18 protein-coding genes are annotated in these 23,216 nt (G+C 49.0%); 7 read left to right on the top strand and 11 right to left on the bottom strand.

Translation table 11 applies throughout. The features are described 5' to 3' along the window. Positions 1-55: 55 nt before the first annotated feature. Complete coding sequence (locus tag NX720_RS09220) at positions 56-1,729, top strand: hypothetical protein (RefSeq protein ID WP_262600835.1); 1,674 nt, start codon at positions 56-58, stop codon at positions 1,727-1,729. A gap of 6 nt (positions 1,730-1,735) precedes the next feature. Next, entirely contained in the window at positions 1,736-3,532 is a 1,797-nt protein-coding gene (locus NX720_RS09215) for a hypothetical protein (RefSeq protein WP_262600834.1), read from the top strand. Here the strand turns inward: NX720_RS09215 and ptsP are convergent. From ptsP to NX720_RS09200, 3 genes are all read right to left on the bottom strand, one after another. Beyond that, on the bottom strand, positions 3,524-6,040 hold the full coding sequence (gene ptsP, locus NX720_RS09210) for a phosphoenolpyruvate--protein phosphotransferase (RefSeq protein WP_262600833.1): 2,517 nt from the start codon (positions 6,038-6,040) through the stop codon (positions 3,524-3,526). The two genes, NX720_RS09215 and ptsP, sit on opposite strands and share 9 nt — an antisense overlap. Positions 6,041-6,146: 106 nt before the next feature. Further along, positions 6,147-6,461 (bottom strand): PTS fructose transporter subunit IIB, encoded by a 315-nt coding sequence (locus NX720_RS09205; RefSeq protein ID WP_262600832.1) that lies wholly within the window; start codon positions 6,459-6,461, stop codon positions 6,147-6,149. A 300-nt stretch (positions 6,462-6,761) separates the two neighbouring features. Further along, positions 6,762-8,066 (bottom strand): TolC family outer membrane protein, encoded by a 1,305-nt coding sequence (locus tag NX720_RS09200; RefSeq protein WP_262600831.1) that lies wholly within the window; start codon positions 8,064-8,066, stop codon positions 6,762-6,764. 246 nt (positions 8,067-8,312) lie between these two features. Here NX720_RS09200 and pilH point away from each other — a divergent pair, with 246 nt between their 5' ends. The 5 genes from pilH (at position 8,313) to NX720_RS09175 (ending at position 15,727) form a co-directional block, all read left to right on the top strand. After that, positions 8,313-8,687 carry a twitching motility response regulator PilH gene (gene pilH, locus NX720_RS09195; RefSeq protein ID WP_262600830.1) on the top strand — a complete coding sequence of 125 codons (375 nt, stop codon included), beginning with the start codon at positions 8,313-8,315 and terminating at the stop codon, positions 8,685-8,687. Between the two features lie 15 nt (positions 8,688-8,702). Continuing rightward, complete coding sequence (locus NX720_RS09190) at positions 8,703-9,350, top strand: chemotaxis protein CheW (protein WP_262600829.1); 648 nt, start codon at positions 8,703-8,705, stop codon at positions 9,348-9,350. A gap of 20 nt (positions 9,351-9,370) precedes the next feature. After that, a complete protein-coding gene (locus NX720_RS09185; RefSeq protein ID WP_404831060.1) occupies positions 9,371-11,503 on the top strand; it encodes a methyl-accepting chemotaxis protein in 2,133 nt (710 codons plus the stop codon). Positions 11,504-11,636: 133 nt separating this feature from the next. Further along, positions 11,637-15,236 carry a chemotaxis protein CheA gene (locus NX720_RS09180; RefSeq protein ID WP_262600828.1) on the top strand — a complete coding sequence of 1,200 codons (3,600 nt, stop codon included), beginning with the start codon at positions 11,637-11,639 and terminating at the stop codon, positions 15,234-15,236. After that, positions 15,236-15,727, top strand: a complete 492-nt coding sequence (locus NX720_RS09175; protein ID WP_262600827.1) for a chemotaxis protein CheW — start codon at positions 15,236-15,238, stop codon at positions 15,725-15,727. Before NX720_RS09180 ends, NX720_RS09175 begins: the two co-directional genes overlap by 1 nt. Here NX720_RS09175 and NX720_RS09170 read toward each other — a convergent pair. From NX720_RS09170 to NX720_RS09135, 8 genes are all read right to left on the bottom strand, one after another. Then, positions 15,675-16,418 carry a 16S rRNA (uracil(1498)-N(3))-methyltransferase gene (locus tag NX720_RS09170; protein ID WP_262600826.1) on the bottom strand — a complete coding sequence of 248 codons (744 nt, stop codon included), beginning with the start codon at positions 16,416-16,418 and terminating at the stop codon, positions 15,675-15,677. The genes NX720_RS09175 and NX720_RS09170 overlap by 53 nt on opposite strands. A 100-nt stretch (positions 16,419-16,518) precedes the next feature. Further along, on the bottom strand, positions 16,519-17,451 hold the full coding sequence (locus NX720_RS09165; RefSeq protein WP_262600825.1) for a polysaccharide deacetylase family protein: 933 nt from the start codon (positions 17,449-17,451) through the stop codon (positions 16,519-16,521). A 127-nt stretch (positions 17,452-17,578) separates the two neighbouring features. Then, positions 17,579-18,442, bottom strand: a complete 864-nt coding sequence (locus NX720_RS09160; RefSeq protein ID WP_262600824.1) for a formyl transferase — start codon at positions 18,440-18,442, stop codon at positions 17,579-17,581. 322 nt (positions 18,443-18,764) lie between these two features. Continuing rightward, positions 18,765-19,340: an IS66 family transposase gene (locus NX720_RS09155; RefSeq protein ID WP_262601557.1), complete on the bottom strand. Its 576-nt coding sequence runs from the start codon at positions 19,338-19,340 to the stop codon at positions 18,765-18,767. A 32-nt stretch (positions 19,341-19,372) separates the two neighbouring features. After that, positions 19,373-20,437, bottom strand: coding sequence for an IS66 family transposase (locus tag NX720_RS09150; RefSeq protein WP_262597540.1), 1,065 nt, complete (start codon positions 20,435-20,437; stop codon positions 19,373-19,375). 84 nt (positions 20,438-20,521) lie between these two features. Then, entirely contained in the window at positions 20,522-21,370 is an 849-nt protein-coding gene (gene metF, locus NX720_RS09145; RefSeq protein WP_404831059.1) for a methylenetetrahydrofolate reductase [NAD(P)H], read from the bottom strand. A gap of 101 nt (positions 21,371-21,471) precedes the next feature. Further along, a complete protein-coding gene (gene ahcY / locus NX720_RS09140; RefSeq protein WP_262600822.1) occupies positions 21,472-22,869 on the bottom strand; it encodes an adenosylhomocysteinase in 1,398 nt (465 codons plus the stop codon). Positions 22,870-22,984: 115 nt separating this feature from the next. Then, positions 22,985-23,179: a DUF4250 domain-containing protein gene (locus NX720_RS09135; RefSeq protein ID WP_262600821.1), complete on the bottom strand. Its 195-nt coding sequence runs from the start codon at positions 23,177-23,179 to the stop codon at positions 22,985-22,987. Positions 23,180-23,216 lie beyond the last annotated feature (37 nt).

The following is a 23,216-nucleotide window of genomic DNA, read 5'->3' as shown; positions in this document are numbered from 1 at the left end:
AAAACTCCCTGAGCCGACCGATAACCAGTCAATAACCTCTCTCCGGGATGACTTTATGAGTTCTAACGATTCTTCTTCAGTTGGAAGCTCTCCATACACAGCCGGCGGCTCCTTAACACCTCCACCGTCACCACCGTCGGGAGTAAAGGATGGTGAAGAAGTTACCCCGGTACCTGTAAAGTCCTCTTTTCCTCCGCCGCCACCCAGTGCTTTTCAACCGTCCCGGAAGTCAATTGCAGACCGTGCACTCTCTGCTGTTCCCCCTGCGATAAACGTCAACGCCCCGCAACGAGCCATACAGAATTTCACAAATCAGGCACAGGAAGTCCGGGAGCTTAAGGCGCAGGTGAACTTTGTGTCTTCGATTCCAGTGCTCCTGCAACAACTGGAAAAACCAGGGCAGAACTCCGTCAATACACCGTTTTTCATTCTTGTGAATGACGGCGGCAAAAAGGTTCAACTTATCCCCCCCGGTCCGGAACTGTTAAGTAACCCGGAAAAGCATCAGGCTCTCAAAGCCAATCTTACCGACCAGTTGAAGGCTATCGAGCAGCACTACAAAGGCTCCCGGGGAACAGCGCTTGGGGAGAAAGCCCTGGGAGCAGAGGCCAGACTGGAAGTTTGTCGAAGTGAACTGGAACAGGCTGGAATCCCGGAGCCTGAGATACCCTACATTCCCATCATGTTTGCTTTCAGCTCGTTGTTAAACGCAACACCATCGACACAACCGGCAAGCGCAATACCTGGCAATTCCACGATTGAGGATGGCGAGTTTGTACTGCTCCCTGACCCGCCCGCTCAACCTGAACCCTTCAACCCCGGAACAGATGACCCGGCAAAAAGAATTTTGCCAGACGACTTTGACCCGTCAGAACTGTCTCAGCACAGGTTGAGAAAAACTCCAAAGGCAGAACCACCCAGTGTTTCTCCCACGGAGGTGGCCAAAGAGTTTCGACCAAACGGACAGGGTCTGGAAAAAGTTACGAGAACATTCCTGCTACCTAACCCATCAACAGGCTATGCCAACATTTATCCTTCTTCCTCTGAAGGAACCGCCCGGGACAATACTGCGTCCGTCAATTCCGGTCATCCGGATCTCGCTGTCGGACACGGTGGAATCAACAGAGAGTTTGCTAACCAGATACCAGGAGCAGCGTCCTACCAGAAGGTTCACGAACATATGGTCGGGAAGGCTGGCGCAGAAGGTGGCTTTGTAACCTTTGAACCAGATTCTTTACCTGGCAGGCATTCAGCATTAGTGGGAGCGGCAATCTATAGACCCACAAACGCCACGGATAACACCGGAACCATTTTCATCGATGTCTTTAATAAATCTCCGGGAAAAGGCAAGGCAAATGATGCCATGATCTATGCCGTTGCTCCCAATGGTGCCGATGGTTCCTACCCTGACTCAGAAGATGGCAAACGACAATGGCTTCTGGATATAAAAAGGTTCAGCAATAATATCCTAACGGCACAGAATAACTGGAATATTAATGCTGAAGGAAAATCCCTTCCCGTTTTACCCGTTCTGCGATCACCTATGATTGGAGGCGGCTTTTTCATACATCCAGGGGTTGATAGAAACGAGCTGGCAGCCGCTATTCAGGCTGGATTTGACGAAGCACTGGCTGATGCTGAGAAGGTCACCATTAAGGAAATTCAGTTCGAAGAAACAGCAGAGCAGTATTTCCACAATGTGCAGCCAGTCAAAGGTAAAAAGGAGTAATCGGTTATGAGTTCCCCACCAGGAAAGCCCGGCAGTAGAGCGCCGCACTCCTATATACCGCCAACTCACGACAGCAAACGACCCGCAACCACGCCTTCTGACACAGGTGGAGTATCCCCGGCAAATGAAACCCGGCATATCCCCCCTCCTCCGGATTTGGTATCGGAGCAACCAGTCTCTAAGTCGGTCAGCGAGCGTAACGTTTTTCCTCACTCCTCACCGTCGGTTGTTAATGAAGCCGCGCACACTGAGTCTTTAAAAAATACTTTTGCCAGGCAGTGGAAAACGGTTCAGGTCATGCGTACCCAGAACCACATACTGGATCACCTTGAGTCGATTCTCCAAAGTCTCAATACACCAGAAACACCGGGGGATGCACTTCCGTTTATCATTATCCATATTGATGGGAACGGAGAAATGAATCGCCTGGTTCCCACAGATAATAAAGCTTTCCAAAAGCAGGCAGGTAAAGCTGAAAATGCCAGAAAGCAAGTACTGAAGAGTATGAGGGCTATTGATGGTCACTATAACCGGGAACGAACCAACGAGTTTAATCAAGAGCTTAATAAAGCAGAAGCGACTCTCATGGGACTGGGAGCACAGCTTCAGGCGGCAGGAGTGACAACGCCTCCAGTCCCCAAAGGGTTTGTGCCGACTTCAATCACTGAATTCCTGCAAACCCGCGTATCAAACACTGTTCCTGAGAGGCAACCTGAAACACCTGCCCGGCCGGCCCCGGTTTCTGCGCCAGTTAAGGATAACTTTCACTATCGGGCAAAACCCGTTCATGAGCCAGAAGCAGGTGAGCCTGTTTTTGGAAGCAGCCGTACTTCACTACCCCCTGAGCCTCCTGCCCCACCTGAGACGCCATCGACTTCAGGTACGGTCAGACCTCCCTATTCTCACACTACCCCGGAGGATGACGATGAACCATTACCACCCCCGCCGGACTTTACTAATCCTGCTGTAACACCTGAGAGTCTGGCGGGGCAACCAGCTTATCTGGCGGAAATAAATAAATTTCAAATATTCATCAGTCCTGAAAAACCCGTTGACTCCGTTGCCAGATGCGCTCCGCTGGCTTTGGAGGCCGGTAACACAGACCCATTGCACAGGAGTTCAGGTATTCGTTATCGCCGCGCCCATGCCTCTCGAAAAGCCCTGCTGTTTGAACTGCTGATGAGCCAGCATCGTATTTCTGCTCACGATGAAGCCATACATTTGAATACCGATATCATCCGGCTTATCCAGCTGGGTATTATGTCGACTGCCGTTTCAGAGCAAGACTTACTTAACAGGAAACCAAACCCTCAGGCTAAAGAGGTATGTCTGAATTTTCTCCTGCAGGCAGAAAATGTAACCCCACCTGTTGCCACTTTTGTTGCCGACATTGTTGCAGGAATCCATTACCAGGACAGCCTTGCAGCAAAGGTTATGCGCGATGTTATTCGCCTTGAGGAGATGCGCTTTGCAGACAACTTTGATATCGACAGCCTTGAAAGCAACAGAGGATACGCTGTTGCCGCTGCACATAAACGGATAGCGTCCCGGTTTTGTGATCAATGGCGGAAATTGCTGGCAAAAGAAGGTGAACTGAATAAGGCTGCCCGCCTGGTAAACCGGGCAGAGGATGTACCTCCTCCCGCTGCTGGCTATCAGCCTGAAGACGATGCAAACCGAAGAGAGCGATTAGAAGAAGACCAGAACGTCTATGGAAGGCACCTGGAACTGCTGAGCAGTGATGAAGAACTTCGCTTCCTGAAAAACCTGCACATTCCTGAGAGGCCATTGCGGTCAGATTGACAGGGCGACTTCGCGCTCCAGCAACTGGACTGCCTGCTGCTGGTCATCACACTGGTCAAAACGCTCAATAAATTCAGGTTTGACCAGTTTTCTCGCCAATCGGGAGAACACTTTCAGGTGCTGATCTTTTGCACCAGAATCTGGAACAGCCAGTAAAAATATAGTTTTCACGGGTTCTTCACAGTTCTCCTGCCAGCGCAAAGGCTCCCGTAGCCGTAAAATGCCCACCGAATGACACAGTACATGCTCAGACTGTAAGTGGGGAATCGCGATGCCATGTCCCATCCCTGTTGAGTACAGGGCTTCACGAATCCAGATCGCTTCTTCCACAGGGCAACTATCCGCTAAGCGTCCATCCATCAACATCATATCAACCAGCTCTTTAACTGCTTCTTCCCTGCTGAGGGCTTCATAGTCGAGGTTGACAATGGCCGTACCAAATACAGACCGGGAAGAAACATCACTACGAAACGCTCGCAGCAAAGTCTGCACCGCCTGAATATTGTTGCAGGCTATCGCCTGATCCAGCAGTTCCCGACAATCTGACGAGTCCAGATGACTCAGCTTCTCTTTAATCGCAGGGATATAAGTACCGGGCAAGCTGATTTCATCCAAACCCAAACCAACCAGAAGGGGTAAGGCTTCAGGATCGGTTGCCATCTCGCCACAAAGACCTGTCCAACGGTGACATTTTCGGGTTTCATGGGTGACCATTTTCAGTAGACGCAGGAAGGACGGGTGCAGATAGCTGTACAAATCTCCGACTTTTTCGTTGTCCCGGTCTGCCGCCAGAAAGTACTGAGCCAGATCGTTACTGCCAATGCTGAAAAAATCGACCCAGGGTGCCAGCTGATCAATGATCAGGCACGCTGAGGGAACCTCCAGCATAATGCCCAGACGAATGACGCCATAGGTTTCATTGTTCTGGATCATCTCTTCCTGAATCGTGTGGATAACATCCCTGACCCACAACACTTCGTCCAGACAGCTGACCATCGGAATCATAACCAGTACAGTTCTTTCCCGGGCCGCTATCAGGATGGCTCGAACCTGTATGCGAAAGAGGTCAAGAAACTCAGGATACAAACGGATAGCACGGTAACCCAGAAAAGGGTTCTCTTCTTCTTCCAGGGCAAAATAATCAACCGGTTTATCTGCCCCAACGTCCATGGTGCGAATAATAACGGGACGTTCTTCAGCCAGTTTCAGGATTTTGCTGTAGGTGGTCACCTGTTCCTTTTCATCCGGAGCCTGTTCCCTCTGCATATAAATCATTTCGGTGCGAAACAGGCCAATGCTCTCGGCCCCCTGCCCAAAAGCCTGTTCTGCATCCTCTACCCCAACAATATTGGCACCTATCTCCAGCCGTTGACGATCACGGGTTTCAGCCAGCCTGTCAATAAAAGGATGATAACGTTCATTCATTCTTTGCTGCTTTCGGCGTTCCTGCTGATAGTAACGTCCCACCTCTCTGGAAGGGTTACCAATCAATATGCCCAGCCCGGCATCCAGAATGACTTCACCGGAAGTATTCATTAACTCTCTGGCTCCTTCCGCTCCTACAACAACAGGAATTCCTCTCGCCTGCGCAATCAATACCGTATGCGATGCTTTACCTCCTGACTCCAGCACCAAGCCATTCAGATAACGGTGATCCAGAGCCAGAAACTGGCTGGGCGTCAGATTATCGGCAAGGCAAATACTGTGCTGGCTGAGAACATCAGGGGTATACAGACAACCACTGCCGTAGGAAAAATGCATCAGCTGGTCACACAGGTCCCGAATATCAATCACCCTGTCCTGCAGATAAGTGCTGTCACCGCTTTTCAGTGCATGGGAAAAATGCTCCATTGTGGCCTCAATACTTTCAACGACCGATAAACCATTGTTCACATGATCCAACATTCTTCTTTTAAAGTCCGGGTCACAGGCCAGCGTGTAATGCGCCCCAAGGACTTCACGCTCTGCAATCAGCTCAGCATTTTCAATCGCCTGAAAGAGTTTCTTCTGAACCTGCTCCAGAGCACCAATAAGTCGTAACCGTTCCCCGGTCACACCGGCATAAACAGCATGATCCTGAGTCGGTAAAAAACGGTATTCTTTCAGACAGACCGGAGCTCCCCTGGCCCAACCTTCTCCCGTGGCATGTCCTTTGGCAACATTCATTTTCAGGACTCGCAAAGAAGGGGGCAGATACGAAGAAGCAGCCTTAGCTGGGGTAACGGGTATGTCGCTTCCGGGGAGTTCTTTTTGAATAAAGTACCGCAGTCGGCTTAATGCCCGGTCGGCATCAACACCCTTGATTATCAGCTTACACACATCACGGAAAGTAATGTCTGCGGAAATTAAAGAAAGTGCACTGCTGCCGTTTGCAGTCCTGCCATTGCGCTGGTTTTCAAGAGTCACTTCAACTCTGAACGCCTGAATCTCCTTAACAAGAGAGCTGGCGGGTCGGGCATGCAGCCCATTAATCAACTCACAGGTAAACACTAGTTCCTTACTGCTCATTACCCCCGGCATCTCCTGTCATACTGTTTTAATAATTGATGATCATCATCCTTAAAGCTCTGCAATATTGAGCAGAAAAGTGAAACACCGCTATCCCTCCCTGCCATCAGGATGCAGACACACTTCGCCCCAGCTGGGTCATCACAGCATCCGGGTTTCGAATAGCTTCAGCGACAGGCACCTTGACAACCTTCAGGGTATCAAAGCGATCCTCACCTTCAACGGCAATATCAACGGCAAACAGGGCGATGTCCGCTTCTTTAATATCGAGAGGCGTGATTTCATTTTCAATCCCCATCGCTCCCTGAGTTTCAACCTTTACATCATATCCCTGTAATAAAGCGGCTTCTGTCAGTTTTTCCGCAGCCATATAGGTGTGTGCAATACCTGTGGGACAGGCTGTTACTACAACCACTTTCATAAAACAGCCCTCTTGCACTGCAAGTCATCAACGTATTGTAAGTCTGCAAAAATTTGTAACTGACGTGCGGTCAGTTTCGAGGCAATAGAGATAAAACCAGCGTTATCAGTTCCCATAATTACCCGTCTGAAATTTATTCTTTAAATGGGAAAGTAGAGTCTGGCCGATAACAGGCAGCCCTACGGTTGTTTTCCTTTGGGAGATAAGGCTAGTAGAAGATTGGATACTATGAAAAGAAAAAGCCGGATCAATTAATCCGGCTTTCGAAGAGTGGTAAAAGCTGACGGCGAGAACTCTATTTTACTCCCAGCCTGCTGGTATTTTGATTTCAAGCACGTTCATCAATTCCCCGGAAGCTGCCAGAACCCTGTAGCGGGCAAAGGCTTCCTGGTAAATTGCACTGGTCAGGCTGCGACTGGACTGAAACAGTTCGTTCTCACTGTCCAACAGATCCAGAAGCGTCCTTTTACCAATATTGAACTGTTCCCGGTAAGCTTCAACACTCTCGCGGCTCGACTCTTCATGCAGACGCAGAAACTTCTGCTGCTCCCTATTGAATTCATACGCAGCCCAGGCGATCCGGAGGGTTTCTTCGAGGGTCCGCAAAACCCGATCACGCTGGGCCCGACTCTCTTCAGCGCGATAGGCACTTTCATCAAGGCGGGCTTTGTCAGCTCCTCCTTTGAACAGGTTGTACCTTAATTTCAGTACTGCCGTGGCATCACGAACCCTGCCTGCCTGACCGTCTGCATTTTTTTTCCAGCTTTGATCCAGTTCAAAATCCAGTGTTGGATAGAAACTACTTTTCAACGATTCATACTGAGACTGCGAAGCCTTGATTTCATGGGCTGACGCCAGGGCATTAGGATGTGAGTTAATCGTGTTCTGCAAGGCAGCTTCCAGCGACTCTGGCATTTTTAGCTTCCATGAGCCAGGCTGTTCAAGATCGCCGGGCATTGACCCTACCAAAGCCATAAACTCACTTTCAGCATCAGCAAGATTGTTACGGGCATTGACGACATTGGCATTGGCACGAGCCCGCCGACCTTCAATCTGGGCAAGGTCAGAACTTCTGGCAACCCCCTGCTGAGCCCGTTGCTGAATCTGTTGAAAAATAACATCGTGCATTTTCAGATTCTCAATGGCCAGATCAATCATATCCCTGCGTTCAAGGACTTTCAGATAGGCATCGACAATCTTCAGGCTCAGGTCCTGCAAAGTGTTCTTCAGGCGCAATGATTCGGCTTTGGCACGCTGACGGGCCTGCTCAACACTGTTTTTGGTATTAAATCCGGAAAACAGGTTTTGCTTTACAGACAGGGAGGCTTCTTTGCGGGTTACAATTTTGTCGTTATTGTCAAGACCATCAACATACCTCTTCTGCTTGCCAACCCCCGTTGTTATATCGACAGTAGGGAAATACCTTCCCCAAACTGCATCCGCATTCTCCATTTCAGCACGGTAACGGTTCAGACTGGCGAGCGCCTGAGGGTTTGTTTGCAACGCTTTATTCAGAACTTCCTGAAGGGTTTCAGCAGAACTGGCAGCCGGTATTGAAAGGCAACCCAGGAATACCCCCGCTGCCAGCGACACTCTCATTTTCATTAGCATTCCCTGCGATTTTGTTTGGATTTGAATAATGGCAGCATCGACCGGCTAACAGAAACCTTTAGCTCTGGCCGTTATGAGTGAACAAACCTCGGGTTGTCTCTGGTCACAGGTAACACTTATGTGCTAAAAAATGCAGATACTGGTACACCAGAATAGCAGGGCAGCTAATAGCCTGAAGCCGTACCCTATATACGGCAGATTGATTAAAAATAATAAGGTGAACCTGAACAAGGGGGCAAAATGGCCAATGTCTTAGTAGTTGACGATTCGCCCAAAGAGCTGTATCGACTAAAAGCCATACTGGAAAAAAACGGTTACAACGTCATTACCGCTGAAAACGGTGCCGACGGGGTTGCACTATGCAGGCGGGAAAAACCGGATGCGGTTCTGATGGACATAGTCATGCCGGGATTAAACGGCTTTCAAGCAACACGACAACTGTCTAAAGACTCAGAAACTCATCGAATTCCCATTATCATCATCACGACAAAGGATCAGGAAACTGACAAAGTCTGGGGACTGCGACAGGGAGCGAAAGACTACCTGACCAAACCCATTGATGAAAAAGTGCTGCTGAATACACTGACAAAACTCACCAGCCCGGTATCTGCTTGATTTATAAAAACAGCCATGAGCGAAGAAACAGCCATGAGCGGAAAAAAAGCCATGAGCGAAAAAACAGCCATGCCAACGCCAACCGATGAAAAGGCACCTGCAAGCAATAACAAAGCAACGGTTTTAAAACCCTTCGAGTTGCTTCAGCAGATGCAAACCCAGGTGGTTCTCCATGCCCAGGAGCCTCCGGAATGCAAGCAGCCAACCGCGCCATGGGTGGGTATAGGCTTCAGGCTGAACCAACGGCACTACGTCGCAGGTATTGAGGACATCACTGAGGTTCTGCCTGTCCCGACCATAACACCACTGCCTGGAACAAAAAGCTGGGCAAAAGGCCTGTCTAACGTTCATGGACGTCTGGTTCCAATTATCGATCTGCCAGAGTTTCTTGGTTTACCGACACCATCAGGCAGAAACATACGACGGATTATGGTAGTCAGCTGTCAACAGATGCCTGTCGGCCTGATCGTTGACGAAGTGCAGGGGATGGTACACTTTCCTTCAGAGTGTTTTACTAAAGAAGCCCTGACAACCACTGCTGACAGCACAGACACTGTTAATTACTTTACTGAAGGCTGTTACAGCCTGGAAAAAAAATACCCAGTTTTCAGCATCAACAAATTAGTCAATCATTCAGACTTTCTAATGGCGGTCACTGAATAACATAATCGGGAATAATAATAATGAAAGGCATCAATGCAGACAGTGCCCAAAGTAGATCAGGCTATCGCGCAACAGCCGGGGCTATCTCGCTGTTAATTCTATCGCTTGTGGTTATGCTGACAGCATTGGTTTACATCAACCAGGAAAACCGCCTCAGCCAGCAACTGATTTCCAGCTCTGGTGAGTTGCGGGTACTGTCACAGAGAATTTCCACCAACTCATCCGAGGCAGCCGGGGGCAAGGAAGAAGCCTTTACCCTGCTGAGGGAAGCCCGCAATGAGTTCGATGAAACGTTTAGTTCTCTATACAACTCTGATGTGACCGTCTCACCCTATATGCAGCCCGGTGATATCTCCGCCCTGAGCCAGCTTAAATCCATTGAAGCTTCATGGACAGAACTGAGAGCTGAAGCAGACAACATTCTGGCTGCCGAAGAAACGGTTCTGAATCTGCACGATATGGCAGGTACTCTCAGTGACACCATTCCACAACTACAGGTGGAATACGATGAAGTCATTGATATTCTGCTGGAAAACGGCACCCCGACAGACCAGGTTGCCCTGGCACAACGCCAGTCGTGGCTGGCTGAAAGAATTGTAGCCAACGTTTCCAGAATTCTGCGCGGGGGCGAAAATGCGATTATAGCCGCCGATACCTTTGGCCGTGACACCAAATTGTTTGGTCGGGTTCTTGAAGGTATGCTGTATGGCAACCAGGCCATGCGCATCAACCAGGTCACCGATGATGAAGCCCTGGACAGGCTCGCAGAAATTGCCGATCTGTTCAGTTTCGTAGAAAGCAGCGTGGACGAAATACTGGTCATCTCACCAGAACTGTTTCAGGTGCGTGCAGCGTCCAGCATGATTTTCACCGATGCCCAGCAATTGCTGCAACAGACTTCCATCCTCCAGGACACCTTTGAGGCAACAGCCCGGTCCCGCTTTGTTAATGAAACCTTCGTGATTGTTATTGGAGTACTGGCCTTTATTGCACTGGTGCTGGTGGCCATAAGCATTAACCGCGCCGCACAACGGCGACTGGCTGAAACCCGGGCTCAGAATGAAGCCAACCAGAAAGCCATCATGCGCCTGATGAATGAAATGGAAGACCTTGCAGAAGGAGACCTGACGGTTTCAGCCACCGTTACAGAAGACTTTACCGGCCCTATTGCAGACTCTGTCAACTTCTCCATTGAGCAGCTTCGTGCCCTGGTCAAAACCATTCACCAGTCTGCGGTTGAGGTGGACAGCTCAGCCCGGAAAACCCAGAGCACTGCTAACGAGATGGCACAGGCTGCTGAAAACCAGGCCCGGGAAATCAGCATTACCACACAATCGGTTAATGCTATGTCCGAGTCCATGCGTCTGGTATCACGGGACGCGGCACAATCTGCCGAAGTGGCGAGCCGCTCTGCAGATATCGCAACCAACGGGACACAGGTTATTCGTAACACCATCAGCGGTATGAACATTATCCGGGATCAGATTGAGGACACTTCCCGTCGGATTAAACGACTGGGTGAGTCTTCCCGTGAAATCAGCGACATTATCTCACTGATTAACGACATTGCTGACCAGACGAATATCCTGTCCCTTAACGCTGCCATTCAGGCCTCCATGGCGGGTGAAGCAGGCCGGGGCTTTGCAGCCGTGGCAGACGAAGTGCAACGTCTGGCTGAACGGGTGTCCGGCGCAACCCGGCAGGTAGAAACGCTGGTAACCGCTATTCAGAACGATACCCACGAAGCCGTTGCGTCCATGGAACAGACCACTTCTCAGGTAGTCAACGGTGCTCAGCTGGCAGAAGACGCAGGTATAGCACTGGCAGAAATTGAACAGGTGTCTGGTAATCTGGCAAGGCTGGTCAGAGATATCTCTGCCACAGCAAGAAACCAGACAGAATCTGCCGCACAGATTTCCCAGCGCATGTTAACGATAAGCGACATCACAAACCAGACCGCTTCCGGAAACACCGCAACTGCTGATTCTGTAGGGACTCTGACAGAAATGGCGGTAGAAATGCGCCAGTCCGTTTCCGGCTTCCGGCTCCCGGACTCAGGTTCGGATTCCCCCGCTGAAGCCTTTATAGGAGAGTCCGCTGGCACTGAAATCAATCCGGACATTGATGACGATGAGTTCAGCGCGACCGCTTGAGTCACAACTTGAGTCATAACTTGAGTCATAACTTGAGTCATAACTTGAGTCATAACTTGAGTCATAAAGTGCTGAAAACGATGCGTTGACAACGATACGCTGAAAAACAGGGTTGCTTTTAACGGAGCCGTTCATGGCAGATCAACAGGGCTATGCCGATAATAACCATCTTGATAGGCACGATGCCGGGAACCATGCCGGAGACAGCCCGGGCGGTACCGACGCATTATCCAAAGCGGCCTTTTTCCATCCACAGATACCCGACTTTCCACCTCCTCTCAGTGATGAGCAGATTCAGAAGCTGGAACAGTCCGACATCACCAGCCTGCTGCCTAAAATACGACAGAAATATCAGGTTGTACTGGCTGCTTATCTGCGTGAGCAGCACAGAGAGCAACAGCTACAGTTTATGGCTCGCATCTTCGCCAAGCTACAGAATCTGTGCTGGGATGCTCCCCTGAGTCCATTATGGGAAGCCTGTATTGCCCTGGTTGAAGGTTTACAGAACGGCAGTATTAAGCAAAGCCTGCCTGTCACCAACCTGTTGCGCTCCGTAGACTTGCAGCTTCGGGCTTTTGTGGTCAAAGGGCCATCGTTTATTAATACAACACCCGACGACCGGCTATTCAGGGGTTTGCTGTATTTTATTGCCCAGTCCCAGTCTGAGGGTGACGGCAGTTTTGGCAGCGCCATAAAAGCTCGCTATAAACTTCATGACGCTTTGAATAACAGTGAAGACAATGCCACTGCTGGCAAAGAGGCTGCAATAGAGGCTTTGAGCAGTGAGCTGGCAGGCATCAAAGACGCCTTAAATCTCTATCTCATGGCTACTGAGCCAGACCCACTGCCCCTCCAGAACCAGCTCCCGATTATTCAGCAGGTAAGCGACACTCTGATAATGCTTGGGCTGGAAGAGCAGGGACAACAGGTTCTGCATTATAAACAACAACTACACAGTGTTATTGAAACTGGACACAGCGCACAAAACAGTAACGCGGAAACGGCACTCATCACCATCGCAACCGGGCTGTTAAAACTGGAGACGGTTCTTCAGCATTTTGCCAGCGGCAAACCGGCTGAATCCACACCTCTGCCAGCTTCCCTTACATTAGTTGAAATTGAACCTGATACAGCTGTACCCGAACGTTCATCAAACGCTGTTTTCCAGACTGATGAGCCTTTGGCGGAGCAAGCTGAATCTCCGTCTGACTTATCCGACACTACGGCCAAAACGACGCCCGAAACCTCGCCAGAAGGAAAGACAGGTCCGATTGATAAAGACCTGTTGGAGGTATTCAGGGAAGAGGCAAGTGACGTTCAGAAACAACTGACCAGCCTTATCCCCCGCTGGCAATCATCGACAGACAGGCAGCTTGATATACTGGCGGATATACGACGTGCCTTTCATACCCTGAAAGGTAGTGGGCGTATGGTTGAAGCCAATATCATTGGTGAGCTGGCCTGGTCGATTGAAAATATGCTTAATCGCCTGATTGAGGGTACTACGACCTTTACTCCGGACATGGTGAATCTGGTTGCCCGCGCCAACGATATGCTCCCGGCGTTACTGGACGATTACATCCATGACAATCAGCTTCTGACTCCCGATGTGCTGGTCTGCATGGAAATGGCAGATGCCCTGGCCATCGGGGAGCAGTATTCAGCGCCAGAACACCCCGATGCGCCTGAAGAAGACGACGATAATGGTATTTCTGTGCAGTTTGGAGAAGTTATCGATGATCAGCCAGTACAAACACCAGCTGCCAGCCAGGTTCAGCACGAAATTGAAGTTGAAGAAATAGAACTGCTGGACCTGTTCCTCGATGAAGCCTTTGAGATAAGTGAAGATGCCCACCAGGCTCTGGAAGACTGGGTTAAGGAAACATCCAATCCAGAACCTGTTAAAGAAATCCAGCGTCTGCTTCATTCATTAAAAGACGGTGCGCGAATATCTGAGCAGCACGATCTGGCAGACCTCAGCCATGCTCTGGAAGGCGTTTACCAGTTAATTGCATCCCGCCAGTTCACCAATGAAAAATGGACTGCTGATGTCCCTTTGGGCTTAATGCAGGCTACCCACGATCGTATTGATCAGATGCTGCAAGCCATTAAGGCTGATCAGCCGGTTCCGGACACTTTAATATACCTGCAGAAACTGAATGAATGGCAGGCACAACAGAATATACCGTCATTCCCGAAAAGGCAGGAATCTACCGCGGCAGTGGATCCCTGCCTTCGCAGGGATGACGGAGGGGTAACCTCCCTGACTGCGGAACCTGAATTGCTGACGACAGATGAAGCCCATCATCTGCCGGATTATCTCGCTCAGCCATTTGCCGGGGAACCACAGTCCGATGATATAGAGTACACACCCGTATCCCGGCAGCTGAAACAGAACCGGGAGAGGGTTCAGGTTTCAGCGGAGTTATTTGAACAGCTTATCGACCTCTTCGATGATTCCAGCATTAACCACGCTCGTATCGAACAGGAAGTCACAGACATTCGTCATACTCTGGATAAAGTGGAAACCACTATCATCCGGGTCACGGAACAGCTGGATATGGGAACCCAGTCACAACTATCACGCTCTCTGATGGAATCAGCCTCAGTTCTTGCTGACCTTCGTCTGGTGATTGCAAAGAAGAGCAGTGAAGCCGGTACCCTTCTTATGCAACAGTCCGGAACACAAATTCAGCTTCAGGACAAATTGCTACAAGCACGAATGGTGTCGTTTTCCTGCCTGCTGCCAAAGCTAAAGCAAATAACAGCCAGAGTTTCTGATGAGCTGGGAAAACCTGTAAAACTGAACGTTCAAAATGCAGAAGGTAACATGGACCGTACCATGCTGGATCGGATTCTTTCACCGCTTGAGTATCTGATCCGCAACGCAATCAGTCACGGCATTGAAGACGCTGATGATCGCAGGGCCACAGGAAAATCCGAAACCGGACAGCTGGAACTGGTGGTTAAAAGAGAAGGTACAGAGATTGTTCTGGAGTTACACGACGATGGAGAGGGTATTGATGTCGATGCCATTCAGACAAAAGCTGTAGAAATGCACTTGATCGCACCCAATGACCAGCTACCTGATTCCGACCTGATTCAATTGATTCTTGAGCCTGGTTTCACTACCACTGACACCTCAGCCCATGGTGTTGGACTGGACAGGGTCAACGCCGAAATAAGGCAGATGGGCGGCAGTACGCAAATTGAAAGCACCCGCGGTAAAGGCTGCTGCTTCAGACTCAGGCTGCCCTTTACCCTGTCAATGCACCGCGTCCTGGTGGTACAGGCCGGTGACAGCCTGTACGCCTTACCTCTGCAATCTATTGCTGGCGTCACCACCATTGCAGCAAACACTCTGGCAAGCTGCTTTCAGAACCCACTGCCTCTTGAGCTCGCAGGGGATCAGTATCAGGTGCTATCTCTGGGACAACTGACCGGTAATACGGCACCAGAGATTCAGGAAGCCTCTTGTCACATGGTTCTGCTTGATCGGGGTGGACAGAAATACGCCCTGCATGTGGATGAGCTGATTGGCAGAAGGGACATTGTCAGCAAAACTCCTGGCCCTCAGTTTGCCACCTTGTCTGGAGTGAAGGGTGCCACGATCCTGGGTGATGGTCGGGTTGTGATTGTTATCGACCCTGCGGTACTGATTCGCCAGTTCAGAGTCAGCGAATATTATGCTCATCGTCGGACGCCTGATATGAATAAGAGGTTTACACTCTGATGAATACCAGAACCCTTTCGTCGCTGCTGATTCCCATGCAACAAAAGCCATTACTGGTGCCTGCTGTTTGTGTGGTGGACATCATCGACTACACCCGACCCACTGGTAAAAGCCATTCTGAAGACTGGTATCCGGGGGATATCGTCTGGCGCGGGCAACAAATTCCCCTGATTGTTTTTGAGCGCCTGAACCAGCGACGGTGTGCTGAATTTTCAGCCAGCGCCAAACTGGCTATTTTCAATAGCCTGTCAGAAGGCTCAGAAACTCCGTTCTATGGGATGGTTATACAGGGGCTGCCTCAGTCGCTTGAATTGCTGTTTTCCGACATTCAAACGGCCGAAGCAGAGGCTGGCGTTGCAGAAAAGGCGCAGGTCATTGTTAACCAGCTACCCGCCTGCATTCCTGATCTTGAGCTAGTCGATGAAAAACTTAAGATGCTTACGCACTCTGCTCTCCCCGAACATCTCCCCACAGATACTGCATCAGCGTAATGGCTGATACCGGTGCAGTTTCAGTGCGTAATACCCTTGGTCCCAGGGCCAGCGCATTGAACCCCTGTTGCTCCGCACGCTCTATTTCATCCGCCGTCAGTCCGCCTTCAGGACCAATCAGAAGGGAAACCGATGCAGGCTGGTCATACCCTTCCAGCCTGCGTTCCGTGCGGTGATGCAGCACAAATTTCAAATCCGAAGTCTGCTGTGCCATCCATTCATCCACATAAATGGCCGGATGTATCACAGGCACACGGTTTCTGCCGCATTGTTCACAGGCACTGATGGCTACCTGTTGCCAGTGTCGTAAACGTTTTTCCATTCGCTCCTGGTTCAGTTTGACTTCGCAGCGCTCACTGAACAGCGGTGTTATTTCTGTAACGCCTACCTCTGTCGCCTTCTGAATCGCATAATCCATGCGCTCACCACGACTCAGGCTCTGACCGAGATGAATCGACAGCGGCGACTCAACCGTTTTTTCAATTTGACGCTCAAGCAGCACCATCACGCTTTTTTTGCTGACGGACTCAATCCTGCCCTGGTAGGCAGAACCTTCTCCATTAAACAATATCAGGGGTTCCCGGGGTTTCATTCGCAGGACTTTACCGACGTGATTGGCCGCGCTGTCGGTTAACTCAACCATTGCGCCAGCATTCATGGGTTGAGGAAAATAAATTCGGGGATTACGCATTCGTATGACAGTGGTTAATTCAAGAACAGGCTGAATTATAACTGAGCAGAAAAGTAATAGTGAGCATAATGAACAACGGATTACGCACAAAGACCGCCAATTACCGTAGCCAGGCTTTGATTGCTTTTAACCGACTTTTTATCACAGGTCGCAGTTCTATCGCAGAATATAAATGACCATCATCACCGGAGACATTACCCAGTTCAACACGGGACACGACCTGCTGCTCCAAAATTCTTTCTCTGGAATTTATACCATCCCCCACTTCAACGGCATATTTATGACCCGCTTGCAGGGCATTATGAATATTCGCCTTCCCATAATCGACTTCCATGCCAAATGGAAAACTGACGAAGTCGCCACTTTTGCCGTGTTGCATCATGATGTCCCGTGCCAGCGTAATTTCCCGTTCGGCGTGTTCGGTTCCTGAAAAAGCATTTAAAGGATGATGTTGGTGAGTGTGTGAATAAAAGCCCGCACCATACTGACTCATTTCATCGACTTGTTGCCAGGTAAGATACATTTGCTGCTCTTGTGCAATGGCTGTCGCATTTAAATTGAAATGTCTGAAAAGAGTGGCCAGAAGTTTATTTTCATATAGGTACTCATAATGCTGACGACACCATATTTCGATACCTCTGGCATTTGAAGGTACTTTTTCTATGTTGTTTTCAACATATTTGTTAAATGCTTTGGATGTTTCAACTTCCCCAAAATTGCTTAGCAAATAATTCAGTTCGTGTAGCCATAAAAGCTGATTGTTATCGACTACGGCTGTATTGAGAAATACATCAAATAAAATCCCAATTTGTTTGAGTATGGGGAATGCTTTTGTGTAAACAGATTTCAGGCCATCATCGAAAGATATTGTACAGACAGGCTTGCCCTGAGGTAGCTCATTATTTTCAATAAGCTTTATTGCTTCCTGCAATGATAAGACCGTGTAATGACGAGTTAAATAATCCAACTGACGTGTAAATGCCTGCTCTGAAATCTCATCATTCAAATAGGTCATACATGGCGCTGATTTCATACCAATGCCATGATAAAACACGTTTCGTATATCATTGTGTTTTCGTACATGAGAATTAAAATCCGATTTACATAGTATTGTGCCAAATAAATCAGTAGCAAAAATGATAGATCGATTTAACACTGCTCTATTCCTCACTGATATTGAAGTCATTAAAAGGTAGTGGTTTATGTTCTATTCCCCGGAGTGTCTTTTGCAGCCCGCCACGGAAAATATAAGCGAGTAATTTTATATCATGCAATATCGTTCGGTGTTTAAACTGATACTCTTTACCGATACTCATATCTTGCCTGATGGTCTTGACGGCTTCACCCTGAAGTAATTTTTTTGCCACCGCAGCGTATAACCCGGCCCCAACTTTTACTGACTTTGCGAACGCCGTGTGATGATCATCCTGCGCAGTGATTTTTACGCTGGCTCGACCATAGATATCGCCCCCATCTACTTCCAGAGAGCATTGGTGGACTGTCGCTCCTACCATGTGGGGTTCTCTGTTATATAAAGGCCAGAATGCACATGAGCAACCGCGATAATAGGGTGAAATTCCAGTATGTAAGTTCAGTATTGATGATTTTGCTAAACTGATGACCTGTTGTTTAATAATGCCGGTACCATAAACAAAAATATAATCGGGAGCGCACTCTTTAATAAAAGCAATACTTTCTGTACTATTTGCCGAATACGGAGTACAAACCGGCAAGTCGGTTGGAATATAATCTTCCTTATTTATTGAACCAAGATAACGCTTTAAAATTGCTAACTGCTTATGATCTATCCGAATCAATGAACGCAGTGACTTGGTGACGATTCTTTCACAAAACACCAATGGATTATAACGTTTCATTCCATGCTTCAATGACGCAAGAACACTTCGTTTCTTTTTGTGTTGTTCAACAACAATGCCACATACCTGATCACCCAAAGCAGCCATTAATTGCTGAGTGACATATTGCTGCTCAATCCCTTCAGCAGTAATAATTAACGCTTTCATAAGGTTACTTGATTCTCATATTTATAGGGACGTAACTTAAGCCTAACCAGAAAGGAGGCAATGAAACAGTGCTAATAAAAATATAGTCACTAAAAAGGCATAATCAAAGCTCCAGCCTTCTCCCATATGAAATGAGCCTAACCTCCCTCAGCAGGTTCGAGAACCACTCGTCAAGGCACCAGTACCAGAATCTTGCTGGGATAGAAAAATCAGTACTATCAATGGGTTAAAGAGGTTTTAAGAGTGCTCATGTAACTTTTCTACAAACCGCTTCAAAATTAGCAATTAAGACACCGCTTTTCCCTATTGTTGCCTCCAATTGTTATACCTTTGGCGGATCATGATTGCGCATTTCACAAAGCCGCTCCTCACTCATTAACCAGGGCAGATAAGGAGTGAGATCATTAGGTGGCTTCCTGCCATTTATGGCACAAGCCTCAAGATAGGCACCCAGCCAGATTTTTGGATTAATATCCCAAAGCTTTAGCGTCATAAAAACGCTGAATAGAAAAGCGGCTATATCAGCACTCCATACGCTGCCAGAGCCGTAGTAATTCTTCCTGCCAACGACACCTGTGCGCAGTGCTTGCTCTGCAGCGTTGTTATCCATGGGGATACCGGGATCAGTGACAAAGCGGGTCAATCCTTCCCAGTGATTCTGTAGACTTTCGAGCACTTTTTTCGCTCTGACTCGCAGTTTAGGACGATTAAGTTCCTGAACCCTCTGGATTGCCATCTGCTCTACCTGATGTTCAAGCCGTAACTGCTGTGTTGCTAGCTGCTCTGGTTCATCAAGCACTTCAAGTCGCTGACTATTAAGATGATATAAACGACCAATCCTGTTCACCCAGGTGGCGCTCCATTTCTCCAACTCCGGATCACCTCGTTGAGCGTCAATAAAATCCCGCCTGACGTGAGCCCAGCAGAAAGCTAAATTAATGACACCGCATCATTCGCAAGCTTTTTGTACGCTGAGTATCGGTCACACACCAGCGTTCCAGCCCCGTCACCAATGATCGACTCTGGTACGACAGCCGCACGGGTGTCAGCAATGCTGAAATAAACCGCCTGATCACAGAGAAATACCCAAAGCCAATGTTTGTGAGAACCTGTGGTCTCATGTGCCCAGCTGATCCACCGGGTTTCATCAGCATGCCACTGATCGCTACTGGCGACGAATTCCCGAGTAGCTTCGGCAACCGGCTCAAAAAAGGGCGTTATAGCTTCCAGGCCAAAGGAGATGGTCGCCTGCGACAGTTCCAGTCCCTGAGTCTTATAAGACTCAAGTTGCCTGTTTATGGGGATGCCGTATGCGTACTTATTCAGCAACAGCTCCACCCAGACAGAAATACCAAGCTTTCCTTTGTTGATGAGTCTTGGTGGAGGTGGTGGAGTAGTAATATTGGGCGTTTCAGGGCACTGGCAAGTTTTTTGGTAATGCCTTCGGTGATAACGACGAACGTGAGCCTTAACTTCAACTTCAATTACGTCGCAGCTGTCGTCATTGAAAAAAGACTTGAATGGCCGGTGACAGACTGTACAACACTGTTTGTCCACTGGTAAGTCTACAGACTCATGAACCACTGGCAGGTTGTTGTGAAGATGGCGACCAGAGCCGGGGACTCCGGGCTGGTGACCTCGTTTTCGATTTGAAGGTGGCCGGGTAGTATTGCCACTTTTCTTTGAAGAAGAACTGGTCTTCTCTGATTTACGACCGAAAAGCAAGTGCTTCATGTGTGCCAGTTCTGATTTCAGATCAGCGACCTGGGTGTTCAACCCAGCCATTTCGGCTTTATGCTGAGCGATAAGAGAGGCATTTTTAGCCAATACTTTTTTCTCTCGGCCACAGGCCGCCTTCCACATGGCATGCCAGAGTTTGGCCTGCTGTTTTAGCTGGATGTGTTCCTGCTTGGTGAGGATGACCTGCGAGGTAGCAAAGGGGGCAGGCAGTAATGCAGGTGTTGTGCCTGATCCTGAAACATGAGCATTTTGCATACTCTAAAAGTAGACGACTTTGAGCTTATGTTTAGTGGTTTGTAGAAAAGTTACAATCAGTGTACGGAATCCGATTTAACCCTCTTAAAGCTCAAGGTTCCAGCAAATCCTCTGTACGGCAGGAGCCTGGTTCAGGGTATAAAAGTGTAATCCCGGTACACCATCTGCGATCAGTCGTTCGCACAGTTTGGTAACAACTTCTTCGCCAAACTGCCTGATGCTCTGCACATCGTCACCATAAGCCTCCAGCTGCTTGCGAATCCAGCGGGGAATTTCAGCGCCACAGGCATCTGAGAACCGGGCCAGCCTTGTGTAGTTGGTAATGGGCATAATGCCGGGAACAATGGGGATTTCGATCCCCAGAGCAGTGGCGCGGTCGCGGAAATGGAAATAGGCTTCCGCATTAAAGAAATACTGGGTAATCGCCGAATTGGCCCCGGCGTTGACTTTACGTTTAAAGTTCAACAAGTCCTTCTCAAAGCTCTGTGCCTGAGGGTGTGACTCAGGGTAAGCGGCGACTTCAAGAGTAAAGTGGTCACCGGTCTCTTCACGAATAAAGCTGACCAGCTCGTTAGCATACTGAAGTTCACCGTGAAAACCTCCCATACCGGAAGGCAGGTCACCACGAAGAGCAACAAGTCGATTAATACCCAGTTGCAGGTACTGCTTCAGTAATGCTCTCAGTTCTTGCCGGGTATCACCAACACAGGAGAGATGCGGTGCCGTACTGACTCCCGTCACCTGACTTAATCCCGTAACCGTTTCAAGGGTACGATCCCGGGTTGAGCCACCGGCACCGTAAGTCACCGAAAAGAATTCCGGCTTGTTCTCTGCCAGCTGGCTGGCAGTGATTTCGAGTTTTTTAGCCCCCTCTGCGGTCTTGGCAGGAAAGAACTCAAAACTGATTGGCAGCGTGCTTGTTGTCATTGTCATATTCTTTACGGCTGTATGCTTTTGTTATTGACCGTGAGCCACGACTTACAGTCAGCGGCCATCATGCTTGCATAACCCACCATCCATGGCAGGTGGACGACTCAGTATTTGTAGTCATCACCCTTAAACGGACCTTCAACCGGCACGTTAATATAATCCGCCTGTTCCTGCGTCAGTTGCGTAACAACGCCACCAAAACCTTCAACCATGTAACTGGCCACTTCTTCATCCAGCTTCTTGGGCAGCAGGCTGACGTAAAGGTTAGCCGCCTTTTCTTCAGCAGGCAGGCTGGCAAAACCCGCTGCATAAAGGTGAATCTGAGCCAGCACCTGGTTGGCAAAGGAACCGTCCATAATGCGCGATGGATGTCCGGTAGCATTACCAAGATTCACGAGTCGCCCTTCTGACAGCAGAATCAAATGATCGTTGTCGTCTTTATTGCGCCATATTTTATGCACCTGAGGTTTAACCTCCTCCCACTCCCAGTGTTCACGCATAAAGGCGGTATCAATTTCGGTATCAAAGTGCCCAATGTTACAAACCACACAGCTGCTCTTCAGGGTTTTCAGCATATTGCGGTCGCACACGTGTACGTTGCCGGTGGTGGTGACCAGCAGATCCGTTGTCGCCAGAAGTTCTTTGTTAATGCTGTTTTCAGTGCCGTCGTTTTCGCCATTGATGTACGGCGACACCACCTCGAAACCGTCCATGCAGGCCTGCATGGCACAGATTGGGTCAACCTCGCTGACTTTAACAATCATGCCTTCCTGACGCAGGGAAGCAGCAGACCCTTTGCCCACATCGCCGTAACCAATGACCAGGGCTTTCTTACCGGCCAGCAGGTGGTCTGTACCTCGTTTGATGGCATCGTTAAGAGAGTGACGGCATCCGTACTTGTTATCGTTTTTGCTTTTGGTAACCGCATCGTTCACGTTGATTGCAGGCACTTTAAGGGTGCCTTTCTCCAGCATTTCCAGCAGGCGGTGAACACCAGTGGTGGTTTCCTCAGAAATACCATGAATGTTATCCAGCAACTCAGGAAATTTATCGTGCATCAACAGGGTCAGGTCACCGCCGTCATCCAGAATCATGTTGGAGTCCCAGGGTGTCCCATCCTGATTAAGAATGGTTTGTTCAATACACCACCAGAACTCTTCTTCGGTTTCGCCTTTCCAGGCAAAGACAGGAACACCAGCGGCGGCAACCGCAGCAGCGGCATGATCTTGTGTCGAGAAAATATTGCAGGATGACCAGCGAACCTCAGCGCCCAGTTCCACCAGTGTTTCAATCAATACGGCGGTCTGAATGGTCATGTGAATACAACCCATGATGCGGGCGCCTTTCAGTGGCTGCTGATCACGATACTTACTGCGAATCGTCATCAATGCAGGCATTTCACCTTCAGCGATTTGAATTTCACGTCGTCCCCAGTCTGCCAGGCTGATATCAGCCACGCGATAGTCGGTAGAAGCTGTCTGTGTTTCAAGAATGGCGCTCATAGGTATAACCTGTCTGCGTATTTTCCGAAGAGTGTTAAGGAGTCTAGCAGTGCAAAAAACCTATATCAATTAATTTTGATATAGGTTTTCAGGTTCAGCTGAATGCAGCCGTTCGTCAATCGTGGGTAAACTGGTTATTTTGAATCTGATAGTGATAATGAATCTGTCTCATCAACCGTACCAGCTGCTTAACTGGAACATCCAGGTCATCGGACAGTTGCTGGAGGTTGTTGCAGTTATGACGCAAACGTTCGTTGGCAATCCCAAGCAGGATATGGGGCTCAAGGCGTTCAGGATGATTCAGTTCCATAAACGTAACTTTTCTACAAACCACTAAACATAAGCTC

It is taken from the genome of Endozoicomonas euniceicola, assembly GCF_025562755.1.
GTDB classification, from domain to species: domain Bacteria; phylum Pseudomonadota; class Gammaproteobacteria; order Pseudomonadales; family Endozoicomonadaceae; genus Endozoicomonas_A; species Endozoicomonas_A euniceicola.
Note: the sequence above shows the minus strand (reverse complement) of the source record. Positions and strands in the feature narration are given on the sequence as shown.